The following is a 17,783-nucleotide window of genomic DNA, read 5'->3' as shown; positions in this document are numbered from 1 at the left end:
ACACCACCGCGCATCGACGCCCACACAAGTCATGTCGGGCAACCAGGACGACTCGTTTTCCTCAACGCGAGGCATCACACCGCACTGCGGGTGACGACGGTGGAGCCGCGTGACGCATCGCGGCCGGACGCCGAGGTGAGACCCCTGCCCGATCCCGCCGTCACCGCCGATGACCTCCTAAAAGACCACAGCCGCGCCCTGCACACCAAATCTTTTGCCTATGAGGAAAGTTCAATCACGAACTAATCACTTTAGGTATCTGCGAGGCAACCACACAGGTCCTTCACCGGTCACCCACGCGCAAACACAGCAGAAACCCGTGAGGAGCACCATGAGCCAGCAGTACCCGCCCCAGCCCCAGCAGCCCGGCTACGGCGAGCCCCAGCAGCCCGGCAGCAACGGCCTGGCCACCACCGCACTCGTCCTCGGCATCATCGCCGTCGTAGTCAGCTTCATCCCTGTCCTCAACGTTGTCGTCTGGCCGCTCGCGATCCTTGGCATCATCTTCGGCGCCATCGGCCTCTCCAAGGCGGGCAAGGTCCGCAAGGGCAAGGGCGCCGGCATCACCGGCCTCGTCACGTCGGCCGTAGCGATCATCATGTTCTTCGCCATGAACGCCCTGTTCTTCTCCGCCGTCGACAAGGCCAGTAAGGAGCTGGACAAGTCGTACGACTCCACCACCGTCGGCGACGGTAAGTCCAAGACCGGCGGCGCCAAGGAGTCCAAGGTCATGAAGGACTTCAAGGTCACTAAGTGCGACGTGGTCACCGGAGACTTCGGCATCAAGGAGATGGCCATCCACGTCGACTACGCCAACAACGGCGACCGCCGATACTCGTACTTCGTTGAGGGCGAGGTCCTGGCCGACGGCAAGAAGGTCGACGACTTCATGTCAACCGCCGAGAACCTCGCCCCGGGCCAGAAGTTCACTGACAAGAACGCTGGTGCGCTGGTGACCGCGGACGAGATCAAGGACGCCAAGAAGGTCGAGTGCAAGACCATCAAAGCGTCGCGAACTGACTTCTGATCGCTGACGTCGCGCGACGCCGACCACCATCTGCAGGCCTCGCCGCGCACCCCGCAGCGGCGGGGCTCGCTGCATCAAGGAGACCATGGAGTCGCAGCACGGCACGGGCGCCGGCCGGGCTGGAGCAGGGCGGAGACATGAGCGCAGGCCCGGCCGGGGGCCGGGCCGCGCGCGGGGAGCGGAGCGAGTCTCAATGGCGGAGTCAAGCCGCTTGCGTGGCAGGCAGGGCGCTGGTGAATGGCCGGTTGTCGCGAAGAGAAGTGTTCGTGGGACGGCCGCTAGCCCGGAGCACGTGTGGGCAAGCCCCTCAGCAGCAGCGCCGACACGAGGAAGGTGCACTTGACCGCTCCTGGGCGCCGACGTTGCCGTCAACCAGGGGAGGTCATCGGGGTCCTGGCCCGGCAGGGTTACGGCAGCTGTAGATAGCTGCTGCCGAGCTTTCTGATCATGGTGGTGTCGGCGTAGGCGTGCCAACGGCGGTGGCAGAGGCGGGCGCGGTGTTGGGGAGGGGAACGCGGGCGCGAGTCCCGGGGAGGGATCGAGGGATTCCCGCATCTCGTCGTGACTCGAAAGAGTCTGTACGATGCGTGCGCCCATGGGCTCTTGTCGGGAGACGCCCCGCGGGGGCCCTTCTTCTCACCGTGGGGATGCATATGCGCATACGCGCTTCAGCCGCCGCTCTGTCCGGCGCCCTGGTTCTCGCTTCGGCTCTGGTGTTTCCCGCCGCCGCGCAGGCGCACGCGGGACCGATGGACAGTGACGACACGACGATCACGAAGGTCGTCGTCAACGGCGGCAAGGACATCGTCCTCGGTACCTCCGCCAAGCAGTCGTTCACCGCCACGGTGGACGCGGCCGACCCGGACGGCGTCACCGGCGGCTGGGTCGCCCTGTGGCACGGCACCTCCTTCGATGACCAGGGCAGGGACGGCGTTCTGGTGCCCGCCGAGCAGGGATGGGGCTCCTGCGTGGCGACCAGTGCCCAGACGGCGACGTGCACGGTCCACTTCACCGTGGACCCGAAGGCCGACATGACCAAGAACGCCTATGCGGGCACCTGGCACGTGTACGCCATCGCATACGGCCGCCCGAGCGGTTCAACCAGCGACGGATACGCCGGCTCCGTGCACATCAAGCGCAACACCACACTGACAGCAAACGCCTCGCCCGAGCCGGTGGTCCATGGCCGGACGATCACGGTCAAGGGCGCGCTCACCCGCGCCAACTGGGAGACCCATGCGTACGCGGGCCTGAGCAACGCGTCGGTGAAGCTCCAGTTCCGCAAGTCGGGCACCAGCACGTACACCACCCTCAAGACCGTCACCAGCGGCTCCGGCGGAGCAGTGACGGCCACCACCACGGCGACGAGCGACGGGTACTACCGCTTCTCCTACGCAGGTACCACGGCCACCGACGCCGCGACGTCTGCCAGCGACTTCGTCGACGTCCAGTAGGAACCCGGGACGCGCTTCCGGGACCAGGGACAGGGGACCGGGGAACCCCGCCGTCGAGATCAGTCTCGGTCTCCCGGATGCGGGGTTCCCGTCGGGTACGGGTCCTCCTCGCCCTCCTTGAAACGGTGTCTAAAACGGGGATACAGCACCACGCAGGCAGCCTGGGCACTCGGCCTCGGCGGCGCCGGACAGCACTCTGTGCGCCGCCTTCGCCCGCCCTACCGGCCCAACGGCCCGCACCATGCTGCTGATCGCCCTCGGAGGTATCACGACCGCAGCCTTTGCGGCGGTGCCGGGCCCCTACGCATTGGTGCTGGCCGTGTCGGTCGCGGCCGGCACGGTCCGCGGAAACCTGACCCTGCTACTTTCCGTCGCTTCTCTAACCGCGGCGATGCTCGTGCCCCGGACACGTTCACATGGGGCCTGATGGCCCCGCCCGGCGTCGATGACCGTATCTGTGTCAGGACGCCGCCCATCCGTGAATGCGGCAATTACAGATCTGCTGCGTAGCAGCCCGGCAACGAACCGCACCGTGGCGGCTGGCAGCGCCGGGGGGTGTCGGTTACGAACGCCCCAAATAGCCGCACCGTCGGGTGTCTGCGCACTGAACAGATCAGTGCGCAGATCCTCGATTCCGGCTGCGCAGAGAAGAGTTCAGTGCCCAGGTCAGAGTCGTCCGGCAGCGGCCGATGCAGCTCAGCGTCGGTCCGCAAGATGTTGGCCAGGACAACTGCATCCTGGTGGTCGGACTTCTTGCCGGAGACGACGTGCCGGTCGCGGTAGCGTGCGACAGCCATCGGGTTGATCGCGTACACCCGGCGGCCAGAGGCCCGCAGACAGGCCACGAGGAGTCCACGAGATGTCTCGATCGCGATCGGGATCGGATCGTCCGGCCTGTCACCGTGCTCGGCGAGCAACCCGAGCAGGTCCTGGAAGCCCGCTGCGTCGTCGCCGATCCTGAGCTTGCCGAGCAGTCGGGCGTCCTGGTCGACCACGGCCACGTCGTGGTGATCCTCAGCCCAGTCGATTCCACAGGTCACGTGCAACGCGTGCTCCTTTCGGGCCTGCCCTGTCCGGCGGTGTCGGGCCGTGGAAGGACCACCCGGCGACCTAATAGAAGCGCTCATGGGCGCACCACCCCATCAGCCGTCCGTGGCCCCAGCGGTGTCCAGGGTCCTCGCTCTCGTGAAGAGCTCCACGGCTCCGGCTGATCGGGAGGTGTTCCTGGGAACGGCTCGAACCACGGCACGGTATGGCGACCGAACTCGAAGCGGCAGAGGCCGTGCACGCGTCCCTCTTGTCGAAGCACTCCCCGGCGCTGCATACAGCCCAGACGTCTCGCACGACCCCTGCCAGGACTGACAACTGCCAATCCACACTGCCTATTAGGCGTACGGCTCCCGCGCGAACCGCGGCTATCTGCGCAAGCGGGGCATTCGCTGCACAATCCCGGAGAAGCTCGACCAGATCGCCAACCGCAAGAAGCGAGGTTCCCACGGGGGCCGGCCGCCGAAGTTCGACCCGGCCGACTACACGGAGCGCCACGCGGTGGAGTGCGGGATCAATCGCCTCAAGAGGCACCGAGCGGTGGCCACAAGGTACGACAAGTTGGCGGTCCGCTACGAGGCGACCGTGCTGGTCGCAGCCATCAACGAATGGCTGTGACCAGCACTTTTGAAACGCACTCTAGTTGAGCTGGTAGGTCGGCGAAGTGCACCGCGAGACCCCGGGACGTCTTGACCCCCGGGGCCTTCGCCTTACCCTCCAGGATCGGACGGCGTCCGTGTCCTCGGCGTCTCAGAAGAGCTGGGCTGTCAGGGAGCATCCCGAAGAGTGGGTGCGGTGAAGGGTTCCGCCCATGCCTCCACTACGACCCGTGCACCCTCCACGGCGCGGCCCGCGGCTGGCACCCTTCTGGCCGCCGCCGACTGCAGTGCAGCCGTTCCAACTCGACTGTGCAGGGCCGGACTTCGCGTCCGGGCCCGTGCCGCTGGACGTTCTGCACCCCGTCGGCCCCTGGGTCGGCTCCGAGGCCGGCCTCGGTACTGGTGAGCCCGCGTATTCAACTGTCGCGAGTTCTCCGGTTGGGCGGCTCGTTCGTAACTGTGTAGCCGTCACGTTTCCGGTGGGTGCTCAGTGGGTCGGCATTCACCGGTGGCGCGGCGCGAACACGAGGCGCAGCAAGCGGACCCAGGTCGACCAGTGGGCCGCGTGGGGCAGGTGGTTCGTTGCCGCGCGTTGGATGTTGTCGAACGCGTCGCGCAGGAGGGCTTCGTGCAGCCAGCGGATCACCAACGGCCACATCACACGCATCCTGCCGTCTGTGCGTCCTGCGAGAGTGTGCGAGATCTGACAGCGCATCGGCCCATCGGGGATGACGAGGAATTCGTGATAGCCGTTGATGCCAAGTCCGGGAGCGAAGGTGAACCGCACTCTTCGTCCGGGCTCGTACTCGGCCACCGAGTAGCGGATCCTTCCGTGTCCGCCGCGCGAGCCGACGGCCAGGCCGGCGTCGAGGCGCAGTGGCGACCAGGCCGGGACGGGCCATATCCGGTCCTGCGGGGTACCCAGCTGGTTCAGAAGGGCACCGACGTCGGCGGCGGGCGCGTCGATGGTGCGGCGGTGGATGTTCTGCACGACGTCTCCTTTCCTTGCGCGAGCCTGACATACGGAGCGTATGGCGGTGACCGTACGGTAGCGTATGGATGTGGAGCAAGGGCGACGGCGACTTACTGCGGATGACTGGGCGCCGGCAGCGCTGGATGCGATCGGCGAGGGTGGGCTCAATGCCTTGGCCGTCGAGCCGATCGCCGCCCGGCTGGGCACCACCAAGGGGAGCTTCTACTGGCATTTCGCCAACCGCGATGCACTCGTCGTGGCGGCGCTTGAACTGTGGGAGCGGCGGTTCACTGAGGCGACCATCACGGCACTGGCCGCCGAACCCGATCCGGCAGCCCGGCTGCGGATGCTGTTCACGCAGGTGAGCGGGAGCGCCGGGCAGAACGCCGCTGGGGTCAATCTGCTCGCGGCGGCCGCCCACGAGCTCGTCGCGCCCGTAGTGCGCCGCGTGGTGCAGCGACGGATCGACTTCACGATCGGGATCTTCGAGGAGATCGGCTTTCCGCTGGCCGTTGCAGTCAGGCGTGCCATGCTCGGCTATGCGGCGTACGTCGGCCACTATGAGCTGGCAACCAGGCTGCCGGGTGTGCTGCCGCTCGATGACGGCGGCCAACTCGCTGACTACGTCGACTCGGTGCTCGAGTTGCTACTGCACGACGCCCCCACCCGCTGGCCACCATCTGGCGGCCGGCTCCCCGCTGCCCATTAGCGACGCAGCGGCGCTTGGAGCAATGGAACAGTGGTTGGCGTTAAGGATTGACCGACGTCATGGACGCCGTTGACGGCGGGCATTCCCGCCGGTTACCCGTGCTTGTCCGGTTCGGCGTCGGCGAAGGCGCGGTATCCACCGAGATCTCGGGCTGGGCGAGGACGTCGCCGCGGTGTACGACTCGGACCGGAGCCGGGGCCATCATCGGATGCTGATCGCCGGCGTAGCGAGGTCGTGTCGGACATTCAGCAAGACCGCCGTCGTCATCACCGCAAAGTCCGCCGGGCGCAAGGTCTTCGGCCTCGCCACCGCAGGCGTCCGTCTCGCTTGACCTCTTGCGCGTCAGTCCGGCAGCCAGTGCAGCTCAAGCGCCAGGGTTTTGGCGACGGCACGGATGCGGCGGTGTAGCGGCGACTGCTCGCGTGGGAGGACCAGGTGGATCGTCAGGCTGGGCGCGCCCCGCAGCGGCCGCCAGGTGAGACCGGCCGGTTGTGCCGTGACCGCGGCTTCTCCGGCCGGGGCAAGGGTGACCCCGTCGCGCAGGTCGCGCTGAGACATGTCGAAAGAGACTGCGGGCGTGTGGAATCGGGGGTGTGGTCGGGTGTCTCGGAACAGTGCGGACAGCTGATCGTGGATCACGGGGTTGGCCGCACGGTCCGGGAGTCGCAGCGGATACACGGCCGCGTCGGCGATCTCGATCTCCGGGTGTTCGGCCAGCGGATGGTGCTGCGCCAGCTGGACCCCGACGCGCGCACGCCGCAGCAGGAACCGGCGCACGCCACGGCCCGGCTGTTCACCGCGGGTGATCCCGGCATCGATGCGGCCGTCGGCGACCGCGGGGGAGATCTCCGGTGTCGTCATCGGGACCGCGCCGACCTCGAGTCCCGGGCTGCTGCGAATGAGCCTGTCCACCAGGACCGGTGCCGTCTCAGCCCCCGTGCTGAGGCTGTATCCGATGCGCAGCGCGCCCAGTTCACCGGCCGCCGCGCTCCGGGCGGTGTCCCACGCCCGGTCCAGCGCCGCCAGCGCGGGCGGCGCGGACTCCGCCAAAGCCGCACCGGCCGTGGTCAATACGACGCTACGCGTGTTGCGGACCAGCAGGGCCGTACCGAGTTCCGCCTCCAATCGGCGCATCCGGGCGCTGAGTGCGGGCTGTGCGATACCGATCCGTGCGGCCGCGCGGGTGAAGTTCAACTCCTGCGCCAGCACCAGGAAGTACCGCAGGCTCACCGTATCCGGCGCCACGTGCCCTCCCTGCCGATTGATAACGATCCGTTCTGAGTCTATCCCGTACCGGTCTTTCCCTCGACCGCACATCCAGCCCTAACCTGCGCATATGACAATTCAACTGACCGCACTACCCGTCGCCGGGATCGATCGATCTGAGTGTCAATTCGAAGTCGGACGTGTCCGGCCGAACACAGGAGGTTTCCATGGCTAAGGGCTACTGGGTCAGTGTCTACCCTGCCATTTCCGACCCTGAGAGGCTGACTGCCTACAACAAGCTGGCCCGTCCGGCTGTCCAGGCTGCGGGCGGGCGCCTCCTGTCCCGTGACGGTCGAGTCGTCGCCCACGAGGCCGGAATCACCCAACGCGTCGTTCTGATCGAGTTCGACAGCTTTAAACAGGCCGTCGCGGCATACGAGAGCGAGGCATACCAGAAGGCGCTGGTGGCCCTCCCCGACGGCGTCGAGCGCGACTTCCGCATCATCGAAGGCATCGACTGACCGGCGGGCCCAACCATCGCTGAGCATCCGTCACCTGATACGCACACGGTGCTGAACGACGACTCACGAGACGAGTTCGAAGCGATGCCCCGCGTCCCAGTTCGTCGTCGACGTCCTCGACGGCCTGATCCCTGTCGGCGGCTCGCCGCGCTACCCAACGTCGAGCAACTTGCCTGACTTGCCTGACACGGCGATCAAGCTCCCTGGGCGCCGGCGGCAACGAGGGTGTCACCCTCAAAGCCAAGCTGACCGCAGAAGGCCGGCCACTGGCAGGCAAGGAGATCGAGTTCACCACCGACTCCACCGCGCTGTGCACCGACACGACCGACAACAGGGGCAAAGCCACCTGCAAGGTGCCCGGCAAGCAGCCCAACGAGATCTGCTACACCGCCACCTTCGCCGGTGACGACACCTACGAGCCCTCCACCGCCACCGTCTGCAAGAGCAAGGACCGCAAGGACGACCCCTGGTCAGAACTGCCCGACCCAAGCGACGTCCATGACGACATCCACGACCTCATGCAAGACACACCATGACCTCGGCAGGCCTGCCCGGCTGAGACAACCGGACCCGGTCCAGGACGCGCTTGACGCCGAAGGAGCCCCCTCCCGCCCCCCATAGGCCGGTGCGGGGGCGCGGTCTCTACGGCAGGGGCGGAGCCGGTGGCGGGTGCGGGGATGCCGGGGGTGCAGCGGCTGCAGTTTTTCCTGTCCGAGCCGCCCTGGGAGGCCGAGCTGGTCAACGACCGGCGGCTTGAGCTGCTGCGCGAGGAGTCGGCGACGGCTCCGCACGATGGCGGGGTTATGGTGATCGACGATTCCGGGGACCGCAAGGACGGCACGGCGACCGCGCACGTGGTCCGGCGGTGGCTGGGCCGGTACGGCAAGACCGACAATGGCATCGTCACGGTGACCACGGTGTGGACCGACGGCCGCGTGTACTACCCGCTGCACGCGACTCCTTACACCCCCGCCCTCACCGCGGGCCTCATCGCCTGGCAGCAGAGCCGGACCAGCGACCAGCAGCGGCACAACGCCGAGGCCGCCCGCCGCGTGGCTGTCTCCCGGCAACTCGCCGCCCAGTCGGCCACCCTCATCGGCACCAAGCCCGACCTCGCGTCCCTGCCTGAACCACACCCCTTCCACCCGGCCGCCACAACCGGCAACCCCGGGCCCAGCCAGACGCGCACCTCTCCCTGAACCGTTCCGGGTTCGATAGAAACTCGATCGCCGTCGTGCCGTCGAGTCGCGCGGCCAGCCGCGCGGGTCTCGTCACGTCGTTGTCGTCCGGCTACCGGGGTTCGATCGCTGCCGCGCCTCGTGTGGCGAGGGTTGCGATGTCGCGGGCGAAGCCGTCGACATCTTCGGGCCAGCTCTCGGACGGCTGGAAGATGAGCAGGGAGACAGCGCCGTGCAACGCGGCTGCGATGGCTCTGGTGAGGGCTGTCTCGTCGCCGCGGAGCGCGCCTGCCTCCAGGCACTGCTGGACGGTTCCACGCAGGAACCGGAAGCAGGCCGAGGCTACTTGCTCGCTGGCGGCGGTGGCGGGGCCGGTCATCACGAGACGGTAGCGGACCGGGTGAGCCAGCCCGAACCGCACGTAGGCGACCGAGCGTTGGTGGAGCGCGGTGAACGGATCCTGGGAGCCGGCGCCGGCATCGTCCATCCAGTCGCCCAACTCGCCCCAAACCCGCAGGCACACGGTGTGCAGCACTTCGAGCCGACTACCGAAGTGCAGGTAGACCGCCGGGAGGCTGACCCCCACCGCCTGCGCCACGGCTCGGATGGTGACTGCGTCCTCACCAGCCTTGTCGAGCAGCCGCTCGGCCGCCTCGACAAGTTCGTTGCGCAGTCGCGCACCGTCCCCGCGTCGCGCCCGTCGCCGCCGCGGCGCAACGACGGCCGGGACGGAGGGCTCGGAGTCGAGTGGGTCCATCGTCAGCACCGGCCCAGCGGAGCGGAGGAGCCGGCCGCGCCCGCGAGGGCGGGATCACCCGAGCCGCCGCCGAAGCCGACGCCGGTGCCGCGAGATGTGCTGGATGTCATCACGTCACTCGTCTCCGTGTTGTGGATCAGGACCGCCACATGTAACTTGTCGGCGTTAACTTAACACTACTCGACAGGGGCACCGAATGACCGTCACCGCTGAAGAGATCTACGCCCTTGCGCCGTTCGCCGAAACGATCGGCGTGCGCTTTGCCACCATCAGCGCGCCGGAGGTTCGCGCCCGGCTCGACTACACACCGGCTCTGTCCACGACGGGTGGAGGGCTGCACGGCGGCGCGCTGATGGGGCTGGCAGACGTGGCGGCCGCTGTGTGTGCCGCGGTGAACGGGCCGGAGGGCGCCCTGCCTGCGACCATGCAGTCCAACACCTTGTTCCTGCGGCCGGTGCGCGGCGCCGGCGCATTCGCGACGGCCCGGCCCTTGCACGTCGGACGCAACACGGTCACCGTCGAAGTCGACATCAACGACGAGCAGGACACCCAGTGTGTCCGCATCACACAGGTCGTCGCACTCCGCACACCCCGCAGCGGAGCCTGATCAGTCGACCACCGGAGAAGCAGACCCGGTCAGAGAGGTCTGCGCGTTCCCCGAGCAGCACGGTCGGCACGTTCCCTCCTCAACAGTCCGCTTCCGTCCTCCGCTTGACCTGGAAGCCTTTCCCGGCCCTGGAGAACACCGGAACAGAGATCGAGCCGGTGATTCGCCGGGGGTCAGGCCGTGGCGAGGTTTGCCGGCACCGTGGCTGTCGAACGTCCCGCCGATACGCCGCCGACGTCCGTGCTGTGCTTGGCGAAGAACTCCAGGCCGTTGGCCATGATGTCGCAGGTCGCCTCGTTCAGGCCGCCGGACTCACCGGCGTGCAGTCGCGGCGCGCCTGCGGGACGTGCTGCACGCCCCGTCACGAGCCCGGTGCTGGTACTGGCCACCCCGTGACCCGAACACTGGGACACCTGATGACCCGCACGGGATCGGACACCGGCACGCCCACGCCAGCGAGCTCCTGGACGGGCACGAGATCGACGTGCCGGACGCCTTCAGCCCCACGAACCTGGCCGCGCTCGACACCACCAGCACCCGGACCGATCCCCCGCTCGCGCAGGCCGCCGACCGGGCACAGGACGGGCAGGTCACCCAGACCTGGCCGGAGTGCCCCTCCTGCCGGTCGCCGTCCGGCCTCGTTGACGAACAGCGCCCTGGGCATCACCGGCAAGTCGGGCGCCAAGTGCGTCGAAGGTGCCTGGCACTGGGCGACCGCCGCACCGTGGCACCGTGGCACCGTGGCACCGTGGCACCGTGGCACCGGCCCGGGGATGAACCGAAGGCAGGGCTTTGCCACCTATGCCGTACGGCATGCTCGCCATCGGCCGCGCACGCCGGGCGAGCCGCTGGTCACGCCAGGCGGCTCAGCAGGACGCGTGCCTCGTCCCTGGCGGCCGCCACCGCCGACTCGCCGAGCCCGCAAAGCCGCAGACACGATGACGCGATGGCATCCGTGTCGGCGGCTTCCGGCTCGCGGGAACGCCGGATCTGAATGACGACCTCCACCAGCTGGATCAGCAGTTCCCCGATTCGCTCGGACGGCAGGTCGCGGGCGACGTTCCCGGCCCCCGCCAAAGCGCCGAGAGCCCCATAGCTCTCCTGCAGTTGGCCCCGGTAGGAACGGAAGACGTCGAACCGCTCCGCCGACACCTCCGGCAGGAGATACAGCGTGCCGATGTTGTACGGGGTGCGGGACAAGGTGCGTACGTCCGTCGCGGCCACCGCGTAGAGCGCCGCGGCCGCACTCGCGCGCTCGGGCACCCATGCCTGGATCCGCTCCACCATCTCCAGGCTCGGCCTGACCGAGGTGGCCAACAGCTCGGCGAGAATCTCGTCCTTGGTGGTGAAGTGGTAGTACAGCGAGGCCTGCCTCATTCCCACCCGCTCGGCGATCATGCGGGTGCTGGTGGCGGCGATGCCGTGTTCGACGAAGAGCGCACCTGCGGCGTCGAGGATCTGCTCCCGAGCAGAGGTATTGGGGTCGGACGGCGGCGTGTGCCGGGGTCTTCCTTGGCGTGGCCGCGTCGTCTTCATGACCCCATCCTGCCACCCGGGTGACAGGATCCCGGTCGTGGCCGGCACCGGGGTGCCCGCCGGTGCCGCCTGCGGTCACGGGGACGCCAGATAGGCCCGCCAGCCGCCGAATCGGGTGATGTCGGGCGCGTCCTCGACGGCGTACGGCTCAACCAGGAAGCCGCTGATGTGCCGTCCGTCGGCCAGTTCGACGGTGCCGATGGCCATCGGCGCGGGAGCAGCGGCGGTCAGCGTCCCGAACCCGGAGGCGGGCAGCCGCCAGATCTCGCCCTCGATGCCTGTTCCCGTACGACCGTGTGTGCCGGTTCCGGCGTCCGGCCCGTCTTCGGCGAGCCGGACCAGGCCCGGCCTGGGCGGCTCGGTGGCCAGGGCGTGCAGCCGGTAGTTGTCGGCGGTGCGCGCCGGGCCCACGAGCGTGCCGCCTGCCTGGACCAGCTGGGCGTTGAGGGGCTGTCCGGTGAGGTGGGCGCCGACCACGAACAGGTCGAGCCCCGGATTGGTGAACCGTTCGGCCACGGCGGCCAGGGCGCGGTCGGAGAAGGCCGGGCCGGTGAGCATCACGCCGAACGGCAGGCCGTCCACGAACCCGGCGGGAACGGCGAGCGAGGCGTAGTCCAGCAGGTTCGCGAAGTTGGTGAAGCGCCCCATCCGTGCGTTGGCGCCAACCGGATCGGCCGCCACTTCGTCGAGGGTGGGGTGCCAGGTGGTGGTGGGGGTGAGGAGCGCCGCGCAGCCGTCGAGAACCGCACGTGCGGCGGCGCCGAGGGCGGCGAGCCGGGCGGTGTCGGCGGCCCAGTCGGCGGCGGTCCTGGCCTGGCCGGCCAGGACGATGGACGCGACGGTGGGGTCGAGGTCCGTACCGATCAGGTCGCGGTGCTTGTCCAGGTGCTCGCCCACCGCGGCGTACCGCTCGGCCACGAACGCACCGCCGTAGAGCAGTTGAGCGGCCTCCAGCAGCGGGGTGACATCGGCCTCGACGATCTCCACTCCCGTGCTCGCCAGGCGGGCAGTCGCGGCGTCGAAGGCCTCGTACCAGCCGTCGGCCATGCCTTGCAGGTGCTCCGGGGCCGGAACGGCGACCCTGGGGCGCGCGGGTGGCGGCGGAAGCTGGGTACCGGTGCGGGAGAGCGGGTCGGCCGGGTCGGGGCCCTCGACGATCTCCGCGGCTGTGCGGGCGAGCCGTAGGTCTCGGGCGAAGACGGTCACACAGTCGAGGGTGTAGCAGGCGGGGACCACCCCGGTCACAGGCACCAGCCCCTTGGTGGGCTTGACGCCGATGATGCCGTTGAGGGCGGCGGGCACGCGCCCGGAGCCGGCCGTGTCGGTGCCCAGCGCGATGTCGGCGATGCCCAATGCCACCGCGACGGCGGAGCCGGAGGACGACCCGCCGGAGATGCGGGCCGTGTCCCAGGCGTTGCGCACCGCGCCGTAGGGGCTTCGGGTGCCGACCAGGCCGGTGGCGAACTGGTCCAGGTTGGTCTTCCCGAGCACCACCGCGCCGACCGCGCGCAGCCGTGCCACCGCGGGCGCGTCGGCGTCCGGCCGGTAGGCGTAGGACGGCGCGCCGGCGGTCGTCGGCAGGCCGGCCACGTCGATGTTGTCCTTGACGGCTGCGACCAGGCCGGCCAGCGGCAGCTTCGGATCGATCCCCGCGGCCTCGGCCAGGACCTCGTGGCGGGGCCTGAGATGGATCCAGATCTCGGGCCGGCCGACGGATTCGATGCGGTCGTAGGCGGCCTCGACGCGTTCGGCCGGTGTCAGGGCGCTCATGCCTTCACCGCCGCGAGGACCTGGCCGGGAGCGACCTGTTCACCGGATTTGACGTAGATCGCCAGGATTGTTCCGGCGGCGGGGGCGCTCACTTTGGACTCCATTTTCATCGCCTCCAGGGAGAGGATCGGGTCGCCCTCGGCGACGGTGGCACCCGGCTGCGCGACGGTCTGCCAGACGGTGGCGGTGAACGGCGCGGTGACCGGGACCGCGCCGTCCGGGACAGCGACGGCGTCGGCGGCCGAGGGCTCGGGATCATCGTCCCGGTCGAACTCTCCGGCGACCCGCCAGCGTTCCTTTTCGGCCTCGAACGCGGCGCTCTGCCGCTTGCGGAAGGCGGCGATCGAGTCGGCGTTGGCGGTCAGGAAGGCGTTGTACTCGGCGATCGAGAAGGTGCCCTCTTCCGTGTCGACGGGACCTCGTCCGGCGTCGGTCTCGGCGCGCAGTTCGAGGAGTTCCTCAGCGGTGACCGGGTACCACTCGATGCGGTCGAAAAAGCGCAGGGCCCACGGGGAGTCCTGGAACAGGCCGCCCCGGCGGAACCGGTTCCAGATCTGCACGGTGCGGCCGACGAACTGGTAGCCGCCGGGACCTTCCATGCCGTAGATGCACAGGTAGGCGCCGCCGATGCCGACGGAGTTCTCCGCGGTCCAGGTGCGGGCCGGGTTGTACTTGGTGGTCACCAGGCGGTGCCGCGGGTCGAGCGGGGTGGCCACGGGGGCGCCGAGGTAGACGTCCCCGAGGCCGAGCACCAGGTAGGAGGCGTCGAAGACCCTGCGGTAGACATCGTCGGCGGTCTCCAGGCCGTTGACACGGCGGATGAACTCGATGTTCCACGGGCACCACGGAGCGTCGTCGCGGACCCCGGCCATGTACCGCTCGATGGCGAGGCGAGTCGCCGGATCGTCCCAGCTGAGCGGCAGCCGCACCGTGCGGGAGGGGACCACCAGCTCGTTGGTGGGCGGGACCTCCTCCTCCAGCTCGCGCAGCAGCGTGGTGAGGTCACGGGCCTTCAGCCGACGGGCGTCGGTGTGGATCTGCAGTGACCGGATGCCCGGGGTGACGTCGACGATGCCGTCGGGCGCGTGCGCGGCCAAGGTCTCCTGGAGGGCGTGCACCCGCATCCGCAGGCCGAGGTCGAGCACCATGGGGCCGTACTCGACGAGGACGTTGTCGTCACCGTCCCGACGGTAGGTGACGCAGGGCCGGGCGTCGGTGGCCTCCAGGCGGCCCAGTACGCCGTCGTCGCCGTCTCCGCCGGTGCTGATCAGCGCGGGCGAGGCGCGGCGGGCGTCGAGGGCGGCCGCATCGGCCTCCTTGACCGGTACGAACCGAAGGGTGTCGCCGGGGCGGAGCTGGCCGAGCTTCCACAGTTCACCGCTGGCGACGACCGCGGGGCAGACGAACCCGCCCAGGGACGGCCCGTCGGGGCCCAGGATGATCGGCGTGTCGCCGGTGAAGTCCAGAGCGCCCACCGCGTACGGCGTGTCGTGGATGTTGGAGGGGTGCAGCCCTGCCTCGCCGCCGTCCTGGCGGGCCCACCGCGGTTTGGGGCCGATCAGACGGATGCCGGTGCGCGCCGAGTTGTGGTGCACCGTGTAGTCGGTGGTGTAGAGGGTGTCGATGTCCTCGCGGGTGAAGAACTCCGGTGCCGCGTGCGGCCCTTCGGTGACACCGATCCGCCAGTGCGAGGTGATCGCGGGACGCCTCTCGGGCGGGGTCGGGCCACCGGTGCCGGCTGTGGGAGCCGCGGGCCGCAGCACGTCTCCGGCGAGCAGCGCCCGGCCGCCATGCCCGCCGAAGCCACCGAGGGTGAACGTCGAGGCGCTACCCAGGTAATCGGGCACGTCGATGCCGCCCTGGAAGGCCACGTAGCTGCGCAGGCCGGGCCCCTGTGCGGTACCGAGAGCCAGGGTGGCGCCGGCCGGGACCGGAACCGGCTCCCACGGGGCCGCCACGATGCCGTCCACGGCGACCGGGACGGGGGCGCCGGTGACGGCGACCACGGTGGCGGCGGAGAAGCGCAGGGTCAGGCCGCCCGCGGTGACCTCGAGCGCGGGAGCCTCGGCCGGGTTGCCGACGGCCAGGTTGGCCTCGGCGAAGGAGACGGGGTCGAAAGGACCGCTCGGCGGCACGCCCACGTGCCAGTGGCCGAGCCGGCCGGGCAGGTCCTGGACAGTGGTCATCGCTCCCGGCACCAGGACATCGATGCGTGGCTCGGGGTCGGCGGTGGTGGCGAGCGTGCTGGTGCTGTGCACGGCCTCGCGCACCTCTCGTCGCACGGTCAGCGAGCGCAGCAGACCCAGGTTGGTGACGATGCCGTCGACCCGGCTCGCGCCCAGGGCCTCGCCGAGCACGTCGAACGCCGTGTCGCGGGTGGGGCCGTGGGCGATCACCTTGGCGAGCATGGGGTCGTAGTACGGCGAGATCTCCAGGCCGGTCTCAGCGAAACCGTCGACCCGGACACCGGGCCATTCGTCGGTGCCCTGGCCGGGGAAGAACGCCCGGGTGATCAGGCCCGAGGAGGGCATCGAGTCCTTGCCGGGGTCCTCGGCGTAGACCCGGGCCTGAACGGCGTGTCCGGTGGGCGTCCACTCCCGCTCGAAGATCGCCTCGTCGACCCGGCCGTCGCGGGCCAGGGCGAACATGAGCTCGACGAGGTCGACGCCGTATGCCTCCTCGGTCACCGGGTGCTCGACCTGGAGCCGGGTGTTGACCTCGAGGAAGGCGGCCTCCTCGCGCACGGGGTCGTAGACGAACTCCACGGTCCCCGCGCCGCGGTAGCCGACCGATGCAAGCAGTCGGCGCGACGAGTCGTGCAGCAGTGCGCGGACAGGGTCGGGCAGGGCGGGGGCCGGCGCCTCCTCGATCACCTTCTGGTTGCGGCGCTGCAGAGAGCAGTCACGGTCGCCGAGGACGGCGATCCGACCGGTGCCGTCGCCGAAAACCTGCACCTCGACGTGGCGGGCCGGGCACACCAGGCGCTCCAGGAACACTCCGGCCGATCCGAAGTGGGCCTCGGCGAGCGCGGCCACGCGGGCGAAGGCCTCACGCACCTCGTCGGTGGTGGCGCAGGCCTGCATGCCGATGCCGCCGCCACCACCGGTGGCCTTCACCATCACGGGCAGCCCGATCGACTCGGCTGCGGTGACGGCTTCCTCGGCGCTCGCGAGAAGTTCTGTCCCGGCCAACAGCGGCACCCCGGCCGCCTTGGCCAGGGCGCGGGCGGTGTGCTTCTCACCGAATGCGGTGATCTGGTCGGCGGTCGGGCCCGCGAAACGCAGCCCGGCCTCCTCGACGGCGCGGGCGAAGGCGGCGTTCTCGGAGAGGAAACCGTAGCCCGGGTGGATGATTCCGGCGCCATGGTCAAGTGCGGCCTCGATGATCGCGTCGCCGCGCAGATACGAGTCGCGGGCGGGCGCCGGACCGAGGCGGACCGCGTGGTCGGCCTCGCGTACGTGCGGAGCGGCCCGGTCGGCGTCGGAGAAGACGGCGACGGTGGCCAGGCCCATCCGGTTGGCCGTGCGGATGACACGGCGGGCTATCTCACCGCGGTTGGCGACGAGAACAGTGGCGGGGCGGGTCACGCGGCGTCCTCCGGGGTGCTCGTGTCCTGCGCGGACGGCGGCCTTGCGTCGTCGGGGCTCGCGGGGCCGCACGGGTCCACGACGATCATCCGCAGCGGGGTCGGATTGAAGTCGTTGCACGGGTTGTTCATCTGCGGACAGTTGGACACCATCACCAGAACGTCCGTCTCGGCACGCACCGCGACCCGGCGGCCGGGTGCCGACATGCCGTCCACGATGCCCAGCGCGCCGTCGGCCTCGACGGGCACGTTCATGAACCAGTTGAGGTTGGAGACGAGGTCCCGCACCCCGAGGCCGCGCCGGGACGCCTCAGCGAGGAAGTTCTCGCGGCAGCCGTGATGGAACATCACGTGGTGGCCGTAGCGCAGGGTGTTGGACTCCTTGCCGCAGGCTCCCCCAATGGTGTCCTGGCGGTCGATCTCGTTGCCGACGACGGTCATCAGCGGGCGGCCCTCACTGCTGCGCAGAACAGTGCCGGTGCGCACATAGGCGTTGCCCTGCCAGGCCAAGGTGTCGGGGACGCTGTAGCGCTCCTCGGGGTCGTCGGCGTTGTAGAGCAGGCAGTCGGCGGACTGGTTGCCGCCGACATCGACGATCGTCAGCACGTGCCCCTCGGTCACCACCGTTGACCAGGGCGCGTTGGGTGCCACGTTCTCGTCCTGGACGACGGCGCCCTCGACCAGGCTCGCTCCCCAGTCCAGGGCGGAGCCCTCGGCATACACGGCGCCGACAGGGACGGTTGAGGCGACGGTGCCGCCCGAGGCAGTGGGGTAGGTGATCACGGTGTTCTCGGCCTGATGGATGGTCGCCAT

14 protein-coding genes and 4 pseudogenes are annotated in these 17,783 nt (G+C 69.4%); 9 read left to right on the top strand and 9 right to left on the bottom strand.

The genetic code is table 11. The features are described 5' to 3' along the window. Positions 1–331: 331 nt before the first annotated feature. The 3 genes and pseudogenes from IPZ69_RS16630 to IPZ69_RS16620 form a co-directional block, all read left to right on the top strand. Positions 332–1,027 carry a DUF4190 domain-containing protein gene (locus IPZ69_RS16630; protein WP_235454905.1) on the top strand — a complete coding sequence of 232 codons (696 nt, stop codon included), beginning with the start codon at positions 332–334 and terminating at the stop codon, positions 1,025–1,027. A 653-nt stretch (positions 1,028–1,680) separates the two neighbouring features. After that, positions 1,681–2,481 carry a DUF5707 domain-containing protein gene (locus tag IPZ69_RS16625; protein WP_235454904.1) on the top strand — a complete coding sequence of 267 codons (801 nt, stop codon included), beginning with the start codon at positions 1,681–1,683 and terminating at the stop codon, positions 2,479–2,481. A 129-nt stretch (positions 2,482–2,610) separates the two neighbouring features. Continuing rightward, positions 2,611–2,857 (top strand): annotated as a pseudogene (locus tag IPZ69_RS16620) (MFS transporter); the annotation flags it as partial. Positions 2,858–3,143: 286 nt separating this feature from the next. Here IPZ69_RS16620 and IPZ69_RS16615 read toward each other — a convergent pair. Continuing rightward, positions 3,144–3,527 (bottom strand): annotated as a pseudogene (locus IPZ69_RS16615) (IS110 family transposase); the annotation flags it as partial. A 343-nt stretch (positions 3,528–3,870) separates the two neighbouring features. Here IPZ69_RS16615 and IPZ69_RS48090 point away from each other — a divergent pair. Further along, positions 3,871–4,146, top strand: a pseudogene (locus IPZ69_RS48090) (IS5 family transposase); the annotation flags it as partial. A gap of 483 nt (positions 4,147–4,629) precedes the next feature. On the opposite strand, the gene IPZ69_RS16605 reads toward IPZ69_RS48090, so the two are convergent. After that, entirely contained in the window at positions 4,630–5,118 is a 489-nt protein-coding gene (locus IPZ69_RS16605) for an SRPBCC family protein (protein WP_235454903.1), read from the bottom strand. A 64-nt stretch (positions 5,119–5,182) separates the two neighbouring features. On the opposite strand from IPZ69_RS16605, the gene IPZ69_RS16600 reads away from it, so the two are divergent. Beyond that, positions 5,183–5,809 (top strand): TetR/AcrR family transcriptional regulator, encoded by a 627-nt coding sequence (locus IPZ69_RS16600; protein WP_235454902.1) that lies wholly within the window; start codon positions 5,183–5,185, stop codon positions 5,807–5,809. 342 nt (positions 5,810–6,151) lie between these two features. Here the strand turns inward: IPZ69_RS16600 and IPZ69_RS16595 are convergent, their stop codons facing one another. Next, entirely contained in the window at positions 6,152–7,054 is a 903-nt protein-coding gene (locus IPZ69_RS16595) for a LysR family transcriptional regulator (protein WP_235454901.1), read from the bottom strand. 188 nt (positions 7,055–7,242) lie between these two features. Between IPZ69_RS16595 and IPZ69_RS16590 the strand changes: the two genes are divergently transcribed. The 3 genes and pseudogenes from IPZ69_RS16590 to IPZ69_RS16580 all read left to right on the top strand — a co-directional run. Then, positions 7,243–7,536, top strand: a complete 294-nt coding sequence (locus IPZ69_RS16590; RefSeq protein WP_235454900.1) for a DUF1330 domain-containing protein — start codon at positions 7,243–7,245, stop codon at positions 7,534–7,536. Between the two features lie 131 nt (positions 7,537–7,667). Further along, positions 7,668–8,072 carry an Ig-like domain-containing protein gene (locus IPZ69_RS16585; protein ID WP_308407482.1) on the top strand — a complete coding sequence of 135 codons (405 nt, stop codon included), beginning with the start codon at positions 7,668–7,670 and terminating at the stop codon, positions 8,070–8,072. 111 nt (positions 8,073–8,183) lie between these two features. Beyond that, positions 8,184–8,672 (top strand): annotated as a pseudogene (locus tag IPZ69_RS16580) (transposase); the annotation flags it as partial. Between the two features lie 154 nt (positions 8,673–8,826). On the opposite strand, the gene IPZ69_RS16575 reads toward IPZ69_RS16580, so the two are convergent. After that, a complete protein-coding gene (locus tag IPZ69_RS16575; protein WP_235454898.1) occupies positions 8,827–9,471 on the bottom strand; it encodes a TetR/AcrR family transcriptional regulator in 645 nt (214 codons plus the stop codon). A gap of 196 nt (positions 9,472–9,667) precedes the next feature. On the opposite strand from IPZ69_RS16575, the gene IPZ69_RS16570 reads away from it, so the two are divergent. Next, the gene (locus tag IPZ69_RS16570) at positions 9,668–10,078 is read left to right on the top strand and encodes a PaaI family thioesterase (protein WP_235454897.1); all 411 of its coding nucleotides are present in this window, start codon (positions 9,668–9,670) and stop codon (positions 10,076–10,078) included. 173 nt (positions 10,079–10,251) lie between these two features. Here IPZ69_RS16570 and IPZ69_RS16565 read toward each other — a convergent pair whose 3' ends face one another. The 5 genes from IPZ69_RS16565 to IPZ69_RS16545 all read right to left on the bottom strand — a co-directional run bounded on the left by IPZ69_RS16565 (position 10,252) and on the right by IPZ69_RS16545 (position 17,783). Then, entirely contained in the window at positions 10,252–10,467 is a 216-nt protein-coding gene (locus IPZ69_RS16565) for a hypothetical protein (protein WP_374293290.1), read from the bottom strand. Between the two features lie 463 nt (positions 10,468–10,930). Beyond that, positions 10,931–11,614, bottom strand: a complete 684-nt coding sequence (locus IPZ69_RS16560; protein ID WP_235454896.1) for a TetR/AcrR family transcriptional regulator — start codon at positions 11,612–11,614, stop codon at positions 10,931–10,933. A 75-nt stretch (positions 11,615–11,689) separates the two neighbouring features. Then, positions 11,690–13,384: an allophanate hydrolase gene (locus tag IPZ69_RS16555; protein WP_235454895.1), complete on the bottom strand. Its 1,695-nt coding sequence runs from the start codon at positions 13,382–13,384 to the stop codon at positions 11,690–11,692. Then, positions 13,381–16,971 carry an urea carboxylase gene (gene uca, locus IPZ69_RS16550; protein ID WP_235454894.1) on the bottom strand — a complete coding sequence of 1,197 codons (3,591 nt, stop codon included), beginning with the start codon at positions 16,969–16,971 and terminating at the stop codon, positions 13,381–13,383. Before uca ends, IPZ69_RS16555 begins: the two co-directional genes overlap by 4 nt. Further along, entirely contained in the window at positions 16,968–17,783 is an 816-nt protein-coding gene (locus tag IPZ69_RS16545) for an urea amidolyase associated protein UAAP2 (RefSeq protein ID WP_308407475.1), read from the bottom strand. Before IPZ69_RS16545 ends, uca begins: the two co-directional genes overlap by 4 nt.

The organism is Streptomyces olivochromogenes (genome assembly GCF_021538895.1).
Classification (GTDB): Bacteria; Actinomycetota; Actinomycetes; order Streptomycetales; family Streptomycetaceae; genus Streptomyces; species Streptomyces olivochromogenes_A.
This window is presented reverse-complemented; position numbering and strand designations above follow the sequence as displayed.

Bases quoted from the DNA above. Each gene is read 5' to 3' on its own strand.
- IPZ69_RS16630 (WP_235454905.1), top strand. From the start codon at position 332: ATGAGCCAGCAGTACCCGCCCCAGCCCCAGCAGCCCGGCTACGGCGAG.
- IPZ69_RS16625 (WP_235454904.1), top strand. From the start codon at position 1,681: ATGCGCATACGCGCTTCAGCCGCCGCTCTGTCCGGCGCCCTGGTTCTC.
- IPZ69_RS16600 (WP_235454902.1), top strand. From the start codon at position 5,183: ATGGATGTGGAGCAAGGGCGACGGCGACTTACTGCGGATGACTGGGCG.
- IPZ69_RS16590 (WP_235454900.1), top strand. From the start codon at position 7,243: ATGGCTAAGGGCTACTGGGTCAGTGTCTACCCTGCCATTTCCGACCCT.
- IPZ69_RS16575 (WP_235454898.1), bottom strand. From the start codon at position 9,471: ATGGACCCACTCGACTCCGAGCCCTCCGTCCCGGCCGTCGTTGCGCCG.
- IPZ69_RS16570 (WP_235454897.1), top strand. From the start codon at position 9,668: ATGACCGTCACCGCTGAAGAGATCTACGCCCTTGCGCCGTTCGCCGAA.
- IPZ69_RS16560 (WP_235454896.1), bottom strand. From the start codon at position 11,614: ATGAAGACGACGCGGCCACGCCAAGGAAGACCCCGGCACACGCCGCCG.
- IPZ69_RS16555 (WP_235454895.1), bottom strand. From the start codon at position 13,384: ATGAGCGCCCTGACACCGGCCGAACGCGTCGAGGCCGCCTACGACCGC.
- IPZ69_RS16545 (WP_308407475.1), bottom strand. From the start codon at position 17,783: ATGGCGACCATCCATCAGGCCGAGAACACCGTGATCACCTACCCCACT.